We start from the raw sequence: 18806 nt of genomic DNA, 5'->3' as shown, positions 1-18806 counted from the left end.
TACGCTGCTTGCTCACCAGGTGGGGCTGGCATGAGGGGGCGTGGGGATGGCCGGTGGAGAGCGTGGGCGCAGGGCTGCGATCGTCCGGTACTGGCGGGCTGTGGAGTTGTTCAGCCCGCAGAAGGTCGACGGGGTGGATCCGTCGAAGGACGTCTATCCGGTCTGGGACGGCCGACCGCTGCCGTGGGAGCCGGACCACCGGCTCCGCCGGCGCTCGCCGGGCCGCGGGCGATCTTGGCAGCACACGGTGTACGCGGGCGTGTTTGAACTCACCGCACTGCGTGACACGCTGCTCGGCGTGTTCGGCACCGACGGGCCCACCGAGGACTTCGACGGCCGTTTGGGCGGCCAGAGCGCGGTGCTCTGCTTCTCGGTCAACGACCAGGGGCTGCTGCTCAAGGACAGCGTGACGATCTCGTCGTGCGCGTGGGCGGTGGGCCGGGCCCTGCGCCCGGGGCCGGCGGACCCGGCCTGGCTCGACGGCTTCGAGAAGGACTCGGAGCTGTGCGTCTCCACCCTCCTGGAGCTGGGCGACGGTCGGCTCCCGGTGGTGGAACAGCGGCGAGGAGCGGGCGGCGCGCCCTCCGGACCCGGATCGGCGCTCGGTGCGATCGCGGGTGTGGCGGTCGATGTCGTGCTCGGCGCGGCCGTCGGCGGGATCGCCTCGACGGTGGGCACCGTGGCGGGTGCCGCGCTGGGCTCGATCACCCAGGCGGTCGCCGAGACGCTGACCGGATCGGCGGCGGACTCGCTCGCGGACCGGGTCAGCAGCCGGGTGAGCGATCACGTGACCCAGCGGGTGGAGGGAGCCCTCGACGGCGCCCTGCACCCCGCGGGTGGTGCCGATTCCGACGCTCTGCATTCCGGGGACGACGCGGAGGCGGCGGAAGAAGCCCAGGAGTCGGACCCGACGAGCGATCTCCCCGTTCCGTTGGGCCTGAAACCGCTTGAGGTCAGGGACCTCGCGGCCGTCACCCGCTGGGTCGCCGAGCAGCTCGGGATCGCGGAGGCGCTGCGGCCGGACGCCGTGCGGGTGAAGAGCTACACCGTCCGGGAGTCGCAGAGCGCGGAGAGCGACCAGTCCGACTTCCTCAACAGTTTCATCGCCGCGGACCTGGAACAGGTGACTGCGGCGCTCGCGGAGGGCAGGTCGGGACGGGCGCTGGAGGAGTATCTGCGGCCCACCGCAACTATGGACTCCGGCCGCCGGACCGACGTGCGGCAACAGCCGCAGATCCTGCTGGACGGTGTCCGTCCGACAGCCGCCCCGCTCGGCCGGTGGCCCGGCAGGAGTGACCAACCCCTGGTCCTCAGCCAGCAGTTCGCGGTGAACAGCGCGTTGGCAGAGCTGGGTGGCGCCGGGGGCAGCGGCCTCTACGCGGTCAACGGGCCGCCCGGCACGGGCAAGACCACCATGCTCCGGGACCTGATCGCCGCCTTGGTGGTGCAACGTGCTGAGCGGCTGGCGGCGTTGGTCTCTCCGGCGGACGCGTTCGGCAAGGTCCACACCTGGAGTTCCGGCCAGTGGAACCGGAGGCTTCACGGGCTGCGGGAGGAGCTGACGGGCTACGAGATCGTCATCGCGTCCGCCAACAACGGCGCGGTCGAGAACGTGACGACCGAGATCCCGTCCGCATCCGCGGTAGCCGAGGAGTGGTGTGAGGAGGCCGACTACCTCTCAGCGCAGGGCAGGCTGCTGCTGGGCGGCGCGGATGCGTGGGGAGCGGTCGCGGCACCTCTCGGCAATCGCGCGAACCGCTCCCAGTTCGTCAGCCGCTTCTGGTGGGGCAGGGAGATGCAGGAGACGGCCGACCCGCGACGCCCCGGACAGAGCCGCCGACAAGCCGTGTCCACCGGCCGGGGTCTGCGTGATCTCCTGCTCCGGCAGAAGGAGTTGAACGGCGACGCCAGACCTGGCCCGGATCGGAACCCGCTCGGTGGCAGCCGCGTGCCAGGTGCCCCAGGTGCCTCAGATGCCTCAGATGCACCGGACGCGCCGGCCACCGCCGCGCTGGGCGAGCCCTGGCCGCTGGCGGTGCGCCGCTTCACCCAGGCGCGCCAGGCCGTCCAGGAGCTGGCCGCGGCCAGGGAGGCCGCGGCCGCCGCACGCGACAGCCGGGAGCTCCTGGCGCGACAGCTACGGGGTGCCGAAGCCGCTGTGGCAGCGGCCCGGGCGAACAAGGCCCCGACCGAGCGCGCACTGGCCGACGCGCACGCCGCGGCGCAGAGCGCGACTGAACGGCTGGCGGCCACGCAGCAGACCGAGCACCAGGTGTCCACGACGTTGGCCGAGGCCCAGGCCACCGTGGAGCTGCGCCGCGGAGTGTGCCAGTCGCGGCTCGACGACCTGCGCTCGTACGACGCGCGGCAGCGTCCTCGCCGGCTACGCGCCTGGCTCTCCTCAGATGCGGAGGAGAGGTGGCTGCGTGGGCGGGAACCGCTGGTGAGTGCTCTGGCTCAGGCCGAAACAGCATGGGAGGTATCGGAGACCGCGCTCGGCCGACTCGGCGAGCTCCTTGCCGGCGTACGAGCCGCCAGCAAGGAGGCCGCTGCCGCCGAGGCCGCGGCGCAGCGCTCGCGCGCGAGCCGACTGGACAGCCTGCGCCGCGCGGAACAGGCCGTCACCGCTGCCGAGCAGGCAGCCGCCACGGCTCGGACCACCGCCGACATCGCCGCCCGCAAGGTCTCCGATGCGACGCGACGGTGGCGCGCACACGTGCCGGCCGAGGACTGGGCCGAACTCCCCGGAGACCCGCAGGCCGATGGCCGGCGGGAGATGTCCGCCCCCTGGATGGACGAGGAGTTCAGCGCCGCCCGCACCCGAGTGTTCCTCGCCGCGCTGGATCTGCACAGGGCCTTCCTCGCGGCGGAGGCGAAGCGCCTGCTCACCAGCTTTCAGGCGGTGATGGAAGTGGTGGGCGGCGACGCCCCGAAGGACCTGCCGCCGGAAACCGTCCGGGCCGCCTGGCAACTGTTGTTCCTGGTCGTGCCGGTGGTGTCGACGACCTTCGCCTCGCTGGACCGCCTCTTCGCGGGCCTTGGCTCCGAGGCCCTGGGCTGGCTGTTCATCGACGAGGCGGGGCAGGCCACCCCACAGCAGGCGGTCGGCGCACTCTGGCGGGCCCGCCGGGCGGTCGTCGTCGGCGACCCGTTGCAGCTCGAACCTGTCGTGACGGTGCCGTGGACGGCACAGCAGCGGCTTCGCACCCACTACGGAGTGGCGCAGGAGTGGGCGCCCGGTCGCACCTCGGTCCAGCGGGTCGCCGACCGCCTCGCCCGGTGCGGCACCTGGCTCCCGGCCCAACTCCCTGACGGCGAGACGGAGGTGTGGGTGGGGTCACCGCTCCGGGTGCACCGCCGTTGCGACAATCCGATGTTCGAGATCAGCAACCGTATCGCCTACGACGGGTTGATGGTGTTCGGCACGGGTGAGCGAGCGCCCTATCCGATCGCCGACCGCAGCGTCTGGCTGGACGTTGTCGGGGGCGAGTCCGACGGCAAGTGGGTGGCTCAGCAGGGGCTCGTGCTGGGCAGGGTGCTGGATCTCCTCGGGGAGCGGCTGCGCGCGCAGATCGAGCAGGAGGAGTTGGAGTCCGCACTACGAGAGGGCCGGCAGCCGGTGGACCTCAGCACCACGACGGCCGCCGAGGTGCGCGAGCGACTCGGCAAGTCCGTGTTCGTGGTGAGCCCGTTCCGTGAGGTGGTCGCCGAGGCGCGCCGGACGGCCGGAAACCGGCTTCCCGCCAAGCGGGTCGGCACGGTGCACACCACCCAGGGCAAGGAGGCGGACGTGGTCATCCTGCTGCTGGGTACCGTGGCGTCCCAGAACGGAGCCCGCGACTGGGCGGCCGCCAGCCCCAACCTCCTCAACGTCGCAGTGAGCAGGGCCCGGAGGCGACTGCTCGTCATCGGCGACCGGGGACTGTGGGGCCGGCACCGCCACTTCGACGTCCTGGCCGACCACAGGGGCTTGGCCCAGTTCGACGCGTCCGGCTGGCTGAACGGCTGACGGGTTCCGTTGGCTCGCCCACGGGTGATCAACGACAGGGGAGGCGTGACCGCCTCCGTCAGGTGCTTGTGCGGCCGTTGATGTGCGCGGCGACCAGTTCGCTCAGGGGGTGCAGAGCCTCGGGAACCAGCAACGGCAGCAACGGGATCGCCCGCGTCCAACTCCCGTCGGCGAGCAGTTCCCGGAGGAGTCCCTGGGCTGCAGCCCTGTCGGAGTCGGTGCGGTCGGGGCGGCCTCCCGCATGAGCGAGTGCGAGGCAGAGCTGAACAGTGCTGTCCTCGGACTCCTCGACGGACAGGGCTGCGGGCGCCGCCGCCAGGACGTGAGCGGCAGCAGCCAGCGCAGCGGCACGCGCCATCGGTGCCGGTGCTGCGTTCGCGGTGCGCAGGGCGTTGGCGGCATCGCCGTCCAGGGAGCCGAGCAGGGCGAGCTCAGCATGGGGAGCCCGTTCGGGTCGCAGGGAGCGCAGCCACTCCTCCAGCTCACCCGCGGCGCGTCCCGGTGCGGGCGCGCAGCCGAGCCGCCGCAGCAGGGCCAGGAGCATCGTCTCCTCCCGGTCCCAGGTTTGTCGAGGCCTGTTCGTGAACTCCGCGGCGAGCCGGATCGCTTCGCTGAGCTCCGGATCCGGTCGCGTCGGATCGGGGAGTGCGAGCAGCAGTTCTGCCAGCGCCGGAAGTTGGCCGACCGGGCGGCCGGCGCCGATGCGCCGTCGTACCAGTTGGACCGATGGCCCGATCAGTTCAGCGGCACGTTCCGGATCATGCCGTGCCAGGCCGGCGGCGACGAGAACCAGCGTGCGTCGAGCCCTCCTGCCCCGTACGGAAGAAGAAGCCTCGGCGTCTGCCGACTCCTCCATCCGGGCCACCGCCACCGCCGCCTCCGCGTCCCCTGCATGGGCCAGGGCCTGCGCGACGGCTCCTCGCATGGCGAAGTGCGGCGTGCGAGGGATAAGCCGGGCGGCCTCGTGGGCGTACGCAACCGCCTCCGGTGAGCGACCGCCGAGTGAGCACCCCATGGACAGCGCGGCCAAGTGCCGGGCGCGGTCGCCTGGTTCCGTCGAGATGCTGATCAGCTGTTCGGCCTGTCCGAATTCACCGGTCATACCGAGCGCCCGGACCAACTCCTCGGCCGAGCCGGCGCTCAGAGCGATCGGCGCGTCGGGGAGCGAGGAGCGGACAGCGGCCTCCAACTGTTCGCGCCCGAGCTCGAGGTTGCCGCCGTGCACCAGCTGCTCCGCGTACCGGAGCCGGGTGACCGGACCGACGAGGGGCTCGTGGTTCCCGAGCGCCGGGCTTCGGCCCGGGGCGGTGGACGGTGAGGGTTCTTCGTCCGTCCGGACACGACGCCGTGCACTTCGGGTCGGGGGAGCCTGGGCGCGGTTCCGTTTGGCTTTCCGTTCCTTCGTCAGGGCCTTCGCGCTCGCGTCGACCTCCCTCCGGTGGGCCCGTCGCCGCTCCTCCTTCGCCGCGAGATGGGCGGCGTGCTCTGCTGCCACCTGTTCGTCGACTGCTGAGAGAAAGGCCTCCGCCCGCTCCAGTTGGTCGTCGCCGAGAACGCCGGTGCGAACTCCCTGGCTGAGGGCAGTCACCAGCAGCTTGGCGTCCAGGTGAGGTTTAAGACCGGTGCCGGCCGCGGTCTCGGCGCGGACCATACGGTCCATCGTGCCGGAGAACTCGCGTGCCCGGTGGGCCCGGTCGGCTGGGGAGTCCAGCCTGACCAGGGCGGTGTGCAGACGGTCCCGCGCGATCTTGAGCACGTCCCAGGCCTTCGACCGGCGGCCCATGGTCGCCAAGGCCTGGGCCGCGAGCGCGAGAGTATCCACCACGATCAGTCCGTCGGACAGGTCGATGGCCTTGCAGAGGCATTCGATACGGTCCAGGTTCGCGATGTTGCGGGAGCTGGAGGCGCGGGCGATGGTCGCCCAGATGTCCACGGCCATGGCCTGGGCCCGAGGATCGACCTCGCTCAGCTCCTCCGCGTGCTCCTCCAGGGCTTCCACGAAGCGCTCGGGGCCGTCAGCGGAGAGGAGGACCGCTCCTTCGACGAGTGCGTCCATGGCGGCCGCGTCGCTGAGCACCACGGCCCGGAACAGCGCCTTTGCCCCATCCCTCCTGCCGAGTGTGTCCAACGCGCCCGCTGCCTCGGCCACTTCCGCACAGGCGTCCTCGAAGGAGCCACCGGCGCGCGGAGTGAACCGGCCCGCGCGGACCAAGCAGTCGGCCGCCTCTCGCGCGATTGCGGTGGCATCGGGGTGCGAGGCGCGTGCCGCTTCGACGGCAACCTCGGCCAACCGAGCGGCCCGCAGAACGAGTTCCGGCTCCGAGCGGGCCACGGTGCAGGCGCGGGCGACGCTCCCCAACTGCACGAGGAGCACGGGTGCCCGAGGCGGGACCGGTCCGACCCGGCGCTGCACGAGGTCCAGTGCCGCAGCCAGCCGGACGGCGGTCTCGGCTTCCTGCTGTTCAGGATCCGACACCTCGACTGCCTTGAACTCGGATTTGAGAAGACGTAGCTGGTCGAGCATGACCTGAGGTCCCAGCGCGTCCGCGACCCGAAGCTGTCGCAGTGGGTCGAGCAGGACCCGTCCGCGCTCACCCGCAGTGTCCAGCAGCTGCGGATACTCGGTCAGCAGATACGTCGGAGAGCCCTCGGGCCAGCCGGCCTCGCGCCAGTGCGCCGCCCAGGCGTGCAGCCGACGGGTGCAGCGCTCGACGGTGGCCTGGTCCCACTCCCGCCGGATGGCGTGCGGCATGCCGGGGTGGCTCAGCAGGTGGATCTCGGCCGATTCCTCGTTCGAGACGATGCAGCGCTGCTCCCTGCTGTGCAGCAGGCCGTTCACGTCCTCGACGGAGGCCCCGGTCAGTTCCGCGAGGTCGGCCGCTCGCAGCCCGCCCCCGCTGTCCGTGACGGCGAGCAGATCGGTGACGGCCCGGCCCAGGTCGGTTGTGCGCAGCCGCTCCAGGTCCGCGAAGCCAGCCTGTTCGACATCGTGGCTCCAGTCGCCCGCGGTGAGTGGGCGAAGGCACTCGCGCTCGCGCAGCGGATGCCCCTCGGGGACGTCGGCGGGCAGCGGCCCGCTGCGCCGGCTGGAGACGATGATGCGCACGTTCGCCGCAGGAGCGGCCGGGAGAAGTGCGGCAATGCTCGCCACCCCGGTCCCACCAGGCGCTCCAGTCGTCGGCCAGGCGCGGTCCTCGTCCAAGCCGTCCACCACAAGCAGGAGTTGCCGCTTCTGCCTTCGGCTTCGCCCCGCGGCCTTGGTGAGCAGGCGCAGGAACTCCGCCTCGGCGGACGGCTTCCTCCGGGGCTCGGGCACCTGGAGTTGTCGGCGCAGGTCATCGATGAATTCGGTACGGGTGTTCGTCCCGTGCTTCTCGGACAGGACACAGAGCAGGAGGTCGGCGTCCTGCGGTAGCTGCCTCGCGTAGTCGGTGAGCAGAGCCGTCTTTCCTACGGGAAGCTGTGCGTGCCACCACAGGTACGAGGCCGCCTGCGGATCCCGATCACGGACGAAGGCATTCATCGCGGCGTGCTCGCGCTTCCTGCCGCGCTTCTCCGAGTCGGCTCTCCATTCGCGCCGGCCCCTGGTCGTCTCTCCTTGCGCGGCATGGAGAGCGGCTTCCCATTCCTCGCGGGGATGGAGGCGTTGGCTGTCCTGGCCCTCCAATTGTTCGACCAGGTTCCAGAACAGGTCCGTTGCGTGAGGAGCGGACTCGCCGGAGCACCAGAGTCGGAGGGTCGATTCCCGTAGCGCGCCGTTCGAGACGAGTCGTGCAGCACCTCGGCGACTGATGCCGCGAGCCTTGATCAACTCCTGCAGCATCACCCCGAGGTTCCTGCGTGCCGTCCCGGGCGCCGTACTTCTGACCATTTCTGCTCCCGCGTCGGTGAATAAAGGCCCCTGACCAGCGGATATCCCGCCAGGACGTGGATGCGCACCGGGACGCCGTCAGATGCTCGGCTCATCGACCGCGGGCCGCAGGCCTCCGACAGAAGGATCTCCCCATGACTGTGCTTTCCATGCTGACCCAGGATGCAACTGCGGCTGCCGTGCTGGCCGCAGGAGCCGGCCTGCTGTACGGGGTCGTCCTCGCGATCGTGTCCCTCGCCTCGGTCCTGGCCCGGACCCCGGACCGCCGCCGTGATGCCCGTTCCACTCTGGCCATTCTCTCCAGGCGCCGCCAGTCCCGGTGAGCGGGCGCCCGTAGCGCGCGGCGGGCGCCCGCCGCGCGCTACGTCCCGGCGAGGTGCCGACTGCGGTGGGCGGGCAACTCGACAGCAGCAAGACGTCTGCCGCGGAAGCGACACGCAGAGTGACTCCGTATGCGCTCCGAAGCAGTCAATCTCTGAGAAAATCGCTGGCGTACCAGGCGTGGGGCCGCCATCGCGGTGATGTTGGCCCCAGTCGCTGGGGCCGACATCACCGAGATGAGAGGACCTGAGATGCCTGTGGGGAAACGTGGTTGGTTGAGTGAGCTGGTGCTGCTTTGGCTCGCATCGGTTGCAGCGGCACTGACGGTCCAGTTGGTGGACTTCCTCCGAGCCGTTCTCGGAGCAGCTTAGGCTCCGAGAACGGCCCTTCCAGCCGGCTGTAGGGTCCCGCCTCGTTCCCGCGGAGCGGGACCCGGAACGGAGCGCAGCGATCTCCGGTCATCGAGCAGGCTGGGCAGCCGAGAGAATCGGCGGCGCCTCAGTCTATGGCGCGTCTTCTGCCCCTTTCTCGGGGGTGGTGATGTGATGGAGCCCTGTCAGCATCACGGAAGAGGTACCCCCGCGTGCAGCGGGCATGGACCGTCGACGGCAGCGAGCGTTTGCCGGGTCGCTTTCCCCGCGTGTGCGGGGCTGTCCGGTGCCCCGTCGTCCCGGACTGGGATGGCGGGGCAATCCGGTCGATCGAGCTACACGACCCGATCCCGGGTGCTAGCGTCGGGCTCTGCCTGGGAGTCCCAACTCCCTTGCCAGAAAACAGCGATCATATGAAGTGATGGGCAGGGCCTTGCCGCGAACACAGCCTTCGGCCCCGGTCGAGCAGCGCCTCAGCTGGGATCCGCGGCGAGAGCCGTGCATTCCCGTCGTGACTCCCGAAGGCTCCAGCGTTCCGCTCTCCTTGTGCGAACTACTCGACCAGGCCGATAGTTTGACGACGATTGACTGTCCGACCCCGGGCGAGACCGTTGCCGTCATCGAGTTCGTCATGGCCATCTGCTTCGCTTCCGGTACCTGTCCGAGCACGCCCGAGCAGTGGCGGGAGTGGATCCGTGACGAACGCAGCCTCCGCTCCGCAGCCGAGTGGCTGGCCGGTGAGCCGGACGAGCACTGGGACCTGTTCCACCCCGAGACGCCCCTCGGCCAGAACTCCCTTCTGGACCCCTCTTTCGACGAGAGCGGCACGGGGACCGCGCAGTTGGTCATCGAGCGGGCCGGTGACTACAACCAGTTCTTCGACCACCACCACCTCGAGGACGGCGAGTCGCTGCCGGCGGCTGACGCGTTCCGGGCCATGCTCGCCCAGCACGTGTACGGCACGTACGGCAGGGCGAGGATCACCGGCAGGATTCTCGGACCCACCGTCACCAACTTGTCCACCGGGCGGTTGCAGGGACGGATTAGGGTCGTTCCCCTCGGCCGTACGTTCGGCGAGACGTTGCGGCTCAACCTCTATCCGCCCGAGGGAGACCCGGGCCGGCTCAACACCTCCTGGACCAGTGGTTCCGTGAGCCGCCGGAACTTCGCTGTGCGGGCCCGCCCGCGGGTGCCGGAGAGCCCTGCCGACCTGCACAGCGCGCTCGGCCGCTCCGTCCTGTTGCGACCGAAGCGCGATGCGGACGGCACGATCGTCGTCGACCGCGTGTTGATCGGAGCCGGCGAGGTCCTCGAACTGGACCCGGAAAAGCACATGCAGGACGCCGTGTTCAGCCGGACCGCGGGCGGAGAGGTCAAGCCCCTGTGGCCGTCGCCCACGCGCGCGCTCTGGCAGGAGGCGCACGCCCTGTACAGCGCGGTGAAGGACGCGCAGCCCGGTCTCTACGCGCGACTGCGCTCGCTGCCGCACAAGCGGGATTGCCGGGGCGCGCCCTACCACTTGTGGGCTGTCGGTCTCGTCTCCAACAAGACGCTGCCGGTCTCCTGGACGGACGGCTACTTCCCTTACGCCCCAGCGATGGAGGTACAGCTCTACCGTGCGTCCCGGCGGGGCTCGCGCATCGCCGAGTACCTGGCGTGGAGTCTCAAACGGGCGGCGATCCTCGCCTCGGAGAAGGTCCACTCGGTGGCGCGGCCGGCCGACGAGGCCCGGCAGATGTCCCGGTTCGACGCGCGGTGGATGTTCTGGCCCGAGGCTGCCAAGCCCTTCGACCAGTTGCTGGAGGCAGTGATCGATGAGGGGTACGACAACCCGGGAGATCCGGTCGCGCCCCTGCTCCTGGAGTACACGCAGACCCTCACCGACCTGGCCCGTACCCACCTCGTCTACCGCCTCGACACCCTCCCGCCCAACGAGCGGGGCTTCCAGGCCAGGGCGGACGCCCTGAAGCGTTTCGAGGACGACATCAGCCATCCCAAGGCCCCGGCCGAACTCCGGGGGGAGACCGCCCATGACTGAGGACAGTCCCCGCGACGGGTACCCCGTCGAGGACGCCTTCCCGCACGACAGCGCCGCACTGGTTGCCTGGCTCACCACCCTGGTGCGCAACCGCGAGTACGGCACCCTGGCCAACCTGCGCCGGGCCAGGGGCCGGACGAACGCACACATCCGGGCCGGTTGGTACGGCGGGGAGAACCACCGCGACCTGTTCGAGCGGATGGCCTTCCTCTTCGCGCTCTACCACCAGGGCCGTCCGACGCCCGCCTACGGCTACGGGAGTCTCGGTTCGGCGGCGGCGCGCATCGGTGACAGCGTAGGACGGGGCCCGGGCGACCCGGGCGCGCAGCGGCTCGTGGACCGGGTGGTCGTCAGCCGGAGGGTGCCGTGGCGGCACCTTCAGCACACCATCGTCCGGCTCCGGTCCTGTGACCAGCTCCCGCCCTCCTGGACCCGGCTCACCGAGGACCTGATCCTCTGGAACGACCGCAAGGCCCGCATCGCCTACCAGTGGTCGGTCGACTTCCATGCCCCGGTCCACCGGAGCCGGCCGTCCGGCAGTTCGCCGCAGAGCCGGTAGGCCGAGGCCGAGCAGGACCAATAGGCCCGGTATGTCAGACCAGTAGGCCCAGCACGACACGTACACGATCCCGACCGACCATAAGGACGCGACCGCGTGACCGCAGACGCTCGAAGCCCGTTCCTCTCGCTCCACCTCCTGGAGACGCTCGTCGCCGTGCTCCCGGTCAGGGACGAGAACGGTCAACCCAAGTCCCTTGTGTACGGCGGGTTCGAACGGCACATGATCACCAGCCAGGCCCGGCGACGCGCCGAGCGCGTCTACGCCCGCAACCGGGCCAATGCCGGCATCGGCGCCCTCAAGGGCCGGAGCATGGGCACCCGGACAAGGGAGTGGGCACTCCTCGCGGCGGCCGAACTGTCGTCCGGGAACGGCTGGGAGAAGGAGGAGGCCCTGATCACGGCGCGCGCGGTGATCGAGGCGAGCGGCTTGAAGTTCGGCGACCCGGCCAAGAAGACGGTGGCCAATCTGACCAAGGTGTTGGTCTTCGCGCCCGCCGACGCAGGCACCAGGATCGCCCGGCACATCGCCGAGAACGCCGACGAGATCCGGCCGTGGCGCGACAGCTACCTCGCCGGCCAGCAGAAGGCCTCGAAGAAACCCCGCCGTGGTGCGGCGAAGAACGCTGAGGAGCAGGAGAATGACGACGCGCAGGCAGCCACGGAGTCCGGCACCACAGGCCTCCCCCCTCTCCCCAAGAGCACGCGCAACGCCGTTCTGCTCGCCATCGCGCCCCGTGACGCTGTGGACATCGCCCTCTACGGGCGCTTCCTCGCCGAAATCGCCGACTCGCCCAATGTCGACGGGGCGGTGCAGACCGGCCATGCCTTCACCGTGCACGCCGCAGAGCAGATCGAGGACTTCTACGCGGCGGCCGACGACGCGAAGCTCGACCGTAAGCGCAACGCCCTCAGCTTCCTCGACACGGCGGACGACGCGGGCGCGGGCATGACCGGGTACCAGTCGCTGATCTCCGGGACCTTCTACCGGCACGCCGTCCTGGATCGCCGACAGCTTCGCGCCAACCTCCAGCAGGCCGGAATGGAGACGGAGGAAGCGGAGGAAGCGGCGACCGCCGCCGAGGCGGAGTTCGTCAACGCCTTCGTCGAGGCCGTCCCGGAGGCGAAGAAGAACTCCACCGCCTCCACCGGCTCGCTGCCGGCACTCGTGCTCGCCTTCGAGGGCGAGCGCCCGTACAACTACGCTGCCGCCTTCCAGAACCCCGTGGACGAGAACCCCGAGAGCAGCGGCGGCGAGGGCCCGGCCGGCCAGGCGGCGGTCCGCCGTCTGATGCGGCACCACCTCTTCGTCAGCAAGCGCCGCGGCGACCTGCGGTCCGCGCGCGTCCTCACCTACGCACCGGAGATCGCGGACCTCCTGGAGACGGTCGACCCCACCGGGGCCGTGGACGTCGTGGACTCCATCGAGGACCTCACGCCGTGACCGACGCCCCTGCCACGACCGGTCCTACTGCCAGGACCGGCTCCACCGCGACGACCGATGCACCGCAGCACGTTCTGCTCATCAGGTTGGCCGGGCCGCTGCAGTCCTGGGGCATCAAAGGCCGGTTCGCCCAGCGCGACACCCACACCCGGCCCACCAAGTCCGGAGTGATCGGCCTCTGTGCGGCAGCCTTCGGCCTTGACCGGGAGGATCCGCTCGACGAACTCGGGTCCGTCCTCTTCGGTGTTCGCGCCGACCGCCCCGGAACGCCCATGCGGGATTACCACACCGTCGGGGGTGGAAGGTATCCCGTCCGCCCCCGCGACCTCGTGACGGACCACCGCCGGGCCTCGGCCCTGGAAGCGCTCGGGGAGCAGAGAGAGGGCACGACCGCATCCTTCGGCAGCCACGCGCTGGCATCCTGGTACGGCGCACCGAAGCGGATCGCGGCGGACCCCCGTTCCGGGGCGCTGGTCGCAGGTGAGGTGAGCCGCCACGCCATGATCACCGAGCGCTGGTACCTGTCCGACGCGGCCTTCCTCGTCGGCCTCCAGCACTCCGACCGCGCACTCCTCGAACGGATCGCCCACGCACTGGAGCACCCGGAGCGCCTGCTCTGGCTGGGCCGCAAATCCTGCCCGCCCTCGGGTGACCTCTTCGTCGGCATCGCCCCGGGCATTCTGTCGGAGGTCTTCGAAACCCGGGCGTTGCTCCCGGCAGCCGACGACGGGCAGCCGCCGCCGAACGTCAGCCAGACCCGGTGGGCCTGGATCGAGAGCCCGCACCCGCTGCCGGGCGTCGGGCCGGTCCGCGACCAGCCCGAGAGGTTCCTCGCGAGCGGTCCCGTCCACCGGCAGCGCTGGGAGTCCCGGCACCGCATCACCATCTCCCCGCACGCCACCGAATGGGACATCATCCCGTGAACGCCCTGCGCACAACCGAGCCCGTTCCCGCCAACAAGGCGGCCAGATTCGTCGCCACACACACCCTGATCACGTTGGACGCCAGGCACCCATATACCGCCAAGTCGCTGATCGATGCCCAAGACATGCACCGGACCGTCATGAGCGGCTTCCGCGGCTGGGTCGACGACGGAAGCCGGGACGCCCGCGCCCAGATGAAGGTGCTGTCCAGCTGGACCGTCGACCTGAGCACCGCCCGGCTCTCCCTGGTCGTACAGTCCGCCGTCCCCGGCGACTGGAGCGGCCTGCCCCGAGCGGCGCTGGTCGAACCGCCGCACAGTCTGGTGGTGGACCGCACCTTCCGCATCGGGGACCGACTCGACTTCCGCACGGTCGTCAATCCGGTCAGCAGCCGACCGGCCGGGCCGCCGGCTCCCGGAGGCGGCGGAGGTGGAAGGGGTGTACGGGTGCCGCACACCCGCCCGGAACACGTGAAGGCGTGGTTCGCCCGCCGCCTGCAGCCGGTCGGCGAACCGGCGGTGGCCCCGGACGGAGTGGTCCGGCTCGGCGTCGACTCCGACATAGAACGGCTGGCCCTCCGCATCCTGCCGAAGGTCTCCAGCCACGGCCCCCACCGGGGCCTGCTCATCAGCCGGGCCGAGATCCGCGGAACTCTGAGCGTCACGGACCCACAAGCACTCACGGCCGCCCTCGCCCATGGCTTCGGCCATGCCCGCGCCTACAGTTGTGGCCTGATCCTGGTCCGATGACTGCCTGATGGTGCTGACCGGGCCGGTCGTGCTCGGTGTCGGAGCGGACAGTCGTCGTTCTGGCCGCCCCTGGAGGTCAGGTACCTCCGGGGCGGGCAGGGTTCCTGCTGGTCAGCCGGGAGGCAGGTCCGCTCATGGTGGCGGGCCCGCCCACGAGGGCGTGAGCACTGGCTTCCGCGAGGGGTCGAGGGCGACTCGGTCTCGTGGGCGTCTCGGGGTGTGAGCTGCGGTACGTGGCGGTGGCAGTCGCACGCGGTGTGCCGATGCTGTTCAGGTGACGCCACTCGTGGCGGGGTGCCGCGCAGGACGGTAGCCTTCCAAAGTGGTTTCACTTTCAACTATGATGGTGTGGTGACATGCCGGCCGTGAGTGATCCGTTGATCTGCTGATCCGTCAGAGGAGTTCCCGTGAGTGATGTGACCACCGATGTGACCGCTGCCCCGGTGCGGCGGCGGGTGTTCATCGACAAGCAGAGCCCTCAGGCCTACCGGGCGTTGCGGGCGACTGCCGAGGCGGCCGGGGTGGGGGCGGCGGAGGCCGGGTTGGACCGCAGGGTGGTGGAGCTGGTCAATCTGCGGGTGTCCCAGATCAACGGGTGTGCCTACTGCCTCAATGTGCACACCAGGGCCGCTCTTCAGGCCGGCGACACCGCGCAGCGCCTGGGCACGCTGCCGGCGTGGCGCGACACCGAACTGTTCACGCCGCAGGAGCGGGCCGCGCTCGCCCTGGCGGAGGTGACCACCGATCCGTCGGACGCCGTCGCGCAGGAGGCCGCCTACGGTGTCGCCCGCGAGGTCCTGACGGACGACCAGATCTCGGCGGTCATCTGGGTGGCGATCGCCATCAACGCCTTCAACCGCGTGTCGATCCTGAGCAAGCACCCGGTGCGCCCGATCCCGGCGCAGTGACGGTGCCGCGCGGGCTCGCCTCGGTGATCAGGGCGCGGATCGCCGTGGCCACGGGGGCCGGCCGTTCCTGCATGGCGACGTGGCCGACGCCGGGCAGGGTGAGGAGGCGGGCGTCGCGGAAGGCCGCGTAGGCCCGGGGCGCCGTACGGAAGGGGACGAGGGCGTCGTCCCGCCCGTACACGAGCAGGGTGGGGGCGGTGACGCGGCGGGCCAGGTGCCAGGCCGAGGCCTCGCCCCGTCGAAGGGACGCGCGGACCACCGAGCGCACTCCCTCGGCCAGCATGTCCTGCGCGTACGGCAGTTCGGCGCGGCGTCGGCGCTCGCGTGCCTCCACCGACCGTTGCTCGGCGCCGACGAGGGCGGGGTTCGCGTAGATCAGGCGGTAGAGGTCGTCGAGTTGGCGGTCGGGGCTCTGGGCGGCCAGGAGACGGGCGTGCAGTCGCGGCGCGCCCGGCAGGCCCAGCAGGGCCACCCGTAGGGCCGGGGCGGGCGGGAACGTCGGCAGCACGGGCGAGATGAGGGTCAAGGTGGCGACCAGGTCGGGCCGTTGGGCGGCGAGGCGCAGTGCGATCAGGCCGCCGAGCGAGTTGCCGACCAGGTGCACGCGGCGGTGCCCGTTCCGGTCGGGGTGATGGTCGGGGTGACGGCCGAGGCGACGGTCGAGGTCGCGGTCGAGGTGGCGGTCGAGGTGGCCGGCCACGGCTGCGGCCTGGTGTTCGACGGTGACGTCGCCGTCGGGCGGGGGCGCCGACCTTCCGAAGCCCGGGAGGTCGAGGGCCAGGCAGTGCGCCGAGGTCCGCAGCAGGTCGATCAGGTGGGCCCAGTTGTGGGTCCAGCCGCCCAGTCCGTGCAGGAAGACGGCGGTGCCGGCGGCCGGAGCGGGGCTGCGGACGTACTCGGCGGCGAGGGGGTGGTGCATGGAGGTCCGTTTCTTCGGGGTGGGTCCGCACTCTCCTGCCGGCCTGCTCAGCGGCGCAGGGGTGGCCCGGCCGTCTCGGTGCGGGCGAGCCGGTAGTGCTCGACGAGGAGGTCGCCGACCGTCTCCCAGCTGCGCTGCGTCGCCGCGGCACGCCCCGCCCGCCCGAACGCCGCCCGCAGTTCGTCGTTGCGGGCGAGACGTTCGACGGCCTCCCGGAACCCGTCCGCCGCGCCGGGCGGGACGAGGAATCCGGTGTGGCCCGGGCGGACGAGGTCGAGCGGCCCGCCGGCCGCCGGGGCGACGACGGGCAGCCCGCTCGCCATGGCCTCCTGGAGGGTCTGGCCGAAGGTCTCGAACGGCCCCGCGTGGACGAAGGTGTCGAACGAGGCGTAGAGCCGGGCGAGTTCGTGTCCGGACCGGAGCCCCAGGAAGACCGCGTCCGGGAGCACGGTCTCCAGCCGGGCGCGGCACGGGCCGTCGCCGACGACCACCAGCCGAACCCCCGGGATGCGGGACACCTCCGCCAGCCGGTCGACGTGCTTCTCCGGCGCCAGGCGTCCGACGTACCCGACCAGGACGTCGCCGGGGTGGCCGAGGCGCCGGCGCAGGGTCTCGTCACGGTGGCGGGGGTGGAACCGGGTGCAGTCGACGCCGCGCGGCCACAGGTGGACCCGGGGGATGCCGTGCGCCAGCAGGGCGCGCAGCGAAGCCTGCGACGGTGCCAGCGTCCGGGCTGCCAAGGTGTGCACCCGTCGCAGCCGCCACCAGGCCAGCCGGGGTCCGGCCGCGCCCAGCGCCGGCAGGTACGTCCTGGCGTAGGCGGCCAGATCGGTCTGGTAGACCGCCACGGACGGGACCCCTGCCCGGTCGGCCGCCGCGGCGCCGACCGCCCCGAGCGCGAACGGGCTGGCCAGGTGGACCACGTGCGGGCGGTGCCGCTCGATGGCGTCGGCCACCCCGCGCCCCGGGAGCGCGACCCGCACCTCCGGGTAGCCGGGCAGTGGCACCGACGGGACGCGGACCACCTCGTAGCCGTACGCCTGCTCGCGGTGCAGGTCGCGGCGCAGGTCGCCTGCGTGCCGTCGCGCGGCCCGCGCGGCTGGTGCCCGCACGGCGGGTGCCACCACCACCGGGGTGTGGCCCCGGGCGAGGAGGTGTTCGGCGGTCCGGAGGACGCTGTGGGCGACACCGTTGAGCTGCGGGGCGAAGGACTCGGTGACGATCAGGACGCGGAGCCGTTCGCCGCCGGGGGCCGGGCCGTCCGCGGTGCGCGCCGCCGGCCCGGACAGGACTCCGCTCACCGTGCCGCCGCCCCCGCTTCGGGCGCGGCCTGCGGCTCTGGGGCGGTTGGCCGGGTCGGCTCCGGGGCGGTTGGCCGGGCCAGCCCCGGGTCGGTCGGCCGGGCCAGCCCCGGGGCGGTCGGTCGGGTCGGCGGGGCCGACTGCGCCGGGTCGGCGGGGAGGGAGTGGCCGATGGCCCGCAGGTCCCGCAGGATCTCCCGGAAGCAGGCGATCAGGCCCGCCTCGCTGTACGGCACGCCGACCTGGGCGCAGTAGTCGCGCACGATGCGCGAGGCGGGGCGCAGCGCCGCGACCGGCATGGCCGGGAAGAGGTGGTGCTCGATCTGGTAGCCGAGGCCGCCGAAGAGGAAGTGGACGAACCGGCCGGCCCGCAGGTTGCGCGACGGCAGCACCTGCCGGCGGAGGAAGTCGGCACGCTCCGCGTCCGGGCCGGTCATCGGCATGCCCTTGTGGTTGGGCGCGAAGATGCACCCCAGGTACACGCCGAGCACCGCCCCGAACAGCACGGCGAAGGCCAGCGCCTGGAGCGGCGCGAGGACGACGGCCAGCAGGGCCGCCGCCAGGGCGTAGTGCAGCGCGGCGAGCGTGCGTTCCAGGGCCGGGTACCGGACGGTGCCGCGGGTCAGGGTCAGGCAGGTGGCGACGAGCAGCCCGAGTGCCTGGAGGGACAGCAGCGGGAAGAACAGTTCTGCCTGGTACCTGGCCGCGAGCCGCCTCAATCCCCGTGTGCGGCTTGCCTGTTCGGTGGTCCGGGCGAAGAGGAGAGAGTCCGCGGCCGGGTCGTGGCCCTCGCGGTTCGGGTGTGCGTGGTGCCGGTTGTGGTCGCTCACCCACCACCCGTAGCTCATGCCGACCACCAGGTTGCCCAGCACGATGCCCGCCAGGTCGGTCGCCCGCCGGCCGGCGAACACCGCGTGGTGGGCGACGTCGTGCCCGAGCAGCGCCAACTGGCCGATCACAAAAGCGAACAGGGGCGCGAGGCACAGCTGCCACCAGCTCGCGCCGAGCACGACGAACCAGGCCAGGAGCAGTGCCAGGGCGGCGAACAGCGCGGCGCTCCGGCCCGCGTAGTACAGGGGACGCCGGCGCAGCAGACCGGCGTCGGAGACGCGCCGGTGCAGTTCGGCGAAGTCGCCGCGCCGGGTGGTCCCGGTGGGTGGGGTGTCCTGAACGGTCATGCCACCATTCCGGTCTCGGGTCGCTCCGGTCGCTCCGGCCGGCCGTGGCAGCCGCACCGCGAGGCCCCGGGCAGGGTGGCGTCAGCCTTCCGCATCCGGACCGCCGTTGTCGCGGCGCTGCGCCGTGTCGCGGTCGGAGGCGGCCCGATCGGGTGGCGGCCGGCCCGGCTGCTCCGCTGCGCGTCCGATCGCCGATCGCCCGTTCGGTTTTCGCAC

12 protein-coding genes are annotated in these 18806 nt (G+C 71.6%); 8 read left to right on the top strand and 4 right to left on the bottom strand.

Annotated features, from left to right (window positions below; translation table 11 throughout):
- The first annotated feature begins 100 nt into the window (after positions 1-100).
- Positions 101-4009, top strand: a complete 3909-nt coding sequence (locus A6F73_RS35680) for an ATP-binding protein (RefSeq protein ID WP_159398712.1) — start codon at positions 101-103, stop codon at positions 4007-4009.
- Positions 4010-4067: 58 nt separating this feature from the next.
- Here A6F73_RS35680 and A6F73_RS35675 read toward each other — a convergent pair whose 3' ends face one another.
- Positions 4068-7835 carry an ATP-binding protein gene (locus A6F73_RS35675; protein WP_063352466.1) on the bottom strand — a complete coding sequence of 1256 codons (3768 nt, stop codon included), beginning with the start codon at positions 7833-7835 and terminating at the stop codon, positions 4068-4070.
- A gap of 179 nt (positions 7836-8014) precedes the next feature.
- Here A6F73_RS35675 and A6F73_RS35670 point away from each other — a divergent pair, with 179 nt between their 5' ends.
- The 7 genes from A6F73_RS35670 to A6F73_RS35640 all read left to right on the top strand — a co-directional run bounded on the left by A6F73_RS35670 (position 8015) and on the right by A6F73_RS35640 (position 15192).
- Positions 8015-8203, top strand: a complete 189-nt coding sequence (locus A6F73_RS35670) for a hypothetical protein (protein WP_063352465.1) — start codon at positions 8015-8017, stop codon at positions 8201-8203.
- Between the two features lie 790 nt (positions 8204-8993).
- A complete protein-coding gene (locus A6F73_RS35665; RefSeq protein ID WP_079136548.1) occupies positions 8994-10610 on the top strand; it encodes a type I-E CRISPR-associated protein Cse1/CasA in 1617 nt (538 codons plus the stop codon).
- Positions 10603-11169 carry a type I-E CRISPR-associated protein Cse2/CasB gene (gene casB, locus A6F73_RS35660; protein ID WP_063352464.1) on the top strand — a complete coding sequence of 189 codons (567 nt, stop codon included), beginning with the start codon at positions 10603-10605 and terminating at the stop codon, positions 11167-11169. The genes A6F73_RS35665 and casB overlap by 8 nt, the downstream gene beginning before the upstream one ends.
- Positions 11170-11265: 96 nt before the next feature.
- A complete protein-coding gene (locus tag A6F73_RS35655) occupies positions 11266-12612 on the top strand; it encodes a type I-E CRISPR-associated protein Cas7/Cse4/CasC (RefSeq protein WP_063352463.1) in 1347 nt (448 codons plus the stop codon).
- Between the two features lie 74 nt (positions 12613-12686).
- Positions 12687-13535 (top strand): type I-E CRISPR-associated protein Cas5/CasD, encoded by an 849-nt coding sequence (gene cas5e / locus A6F73_RS35650; protein WP_063352798.1) that lies wholly within the window; start codon positions 12687-12689, stop codon positions 13533-13535.
- On the top strand, positions 13532-14284 hold the full coding sequence (locus tag A6F73_RS35645) for a type I-E CRISPR-associated protein Cas6/Cse3/CasE (protein ID WP_244293822.1): 753 nt from the start codon (positions 13532-13534) through the stop codon (positions 14282-14284). Before cas5e ends, A6F73_RS35645 begins: the two co-directional genes overlap by 4 nt.
- A 407-nt stretch (positions 14285-14691) precedes the next feature.
- A complete protein-coding gene (locus A6F73_RS35640) occupies positions 14692-15192 on the top strand; it encodes a carboxymuconolactone decarboxylase family protein (RefSeq protein ID WP_107453154.1) in 501 nt (166 codons plus the stop codon).
- On the opposite strand, the gene A6F73_RS35635 is transcribed toward A6F73_RS35640, so the two are convergent.
- From A6F73_RS35635 to A6F73_RS35625, 3 genes are all read right to left on the bottom strand, one after another.
- Positions 15137-16111 (bottom strand): alpha/beta hydrolase, encoded by a 975-nt coding sequence (locus A6F73_RS35635; RefSeq protein WP_063352461.1) that lies wholly within the window; start codon positions 16109-16111, stop codon positions 15137-15139. The two genes, A6F73_RS35640 and A6F73_RS35635, sit on opposite strands and share 56 nt — an antisense overlap.
- Before the next feature lie 47 nt (positions 16112-16158).
- Positions 16159-17337 (bottom strand): glycosyltransferase family 1 protein, encoded by a 1179-nt coding sequence (locus A6F73_RS35630; protein ID WP_079136630.1) that lies wholly within the window; start codon positions 17335-17337, stop codon positions 16159-16161.
- Between the two features lie 71 nt (positions 17338-17408).
- Positions 17409-18590, bottom strand: coding sequence for an acyl-CoA desaturase (locus A6F73_RS35625; RefSeq protein ID WP_079136546.1), 1182 nt, complete (start codon positions 18588-18590; stop codon positions 17409-17411).
- Positions 18591-18806 lie beyond the last annotated feature (216 nt).

It is taken from the genome of Streptomyces sp. MJM8645 (genome assembly GCF_001625365.1).
Classification (GTDB): Bacteria; Actinomycetota; Actinomycetes; order Streptomycetales; family Streptomycetaceae; genus Kitasatospora.
The sequence above is the reverse complement of the archived record's forward strand: the minus strand, read 5'-3'. Positions and strand labels throughout refer to the sequence as shown.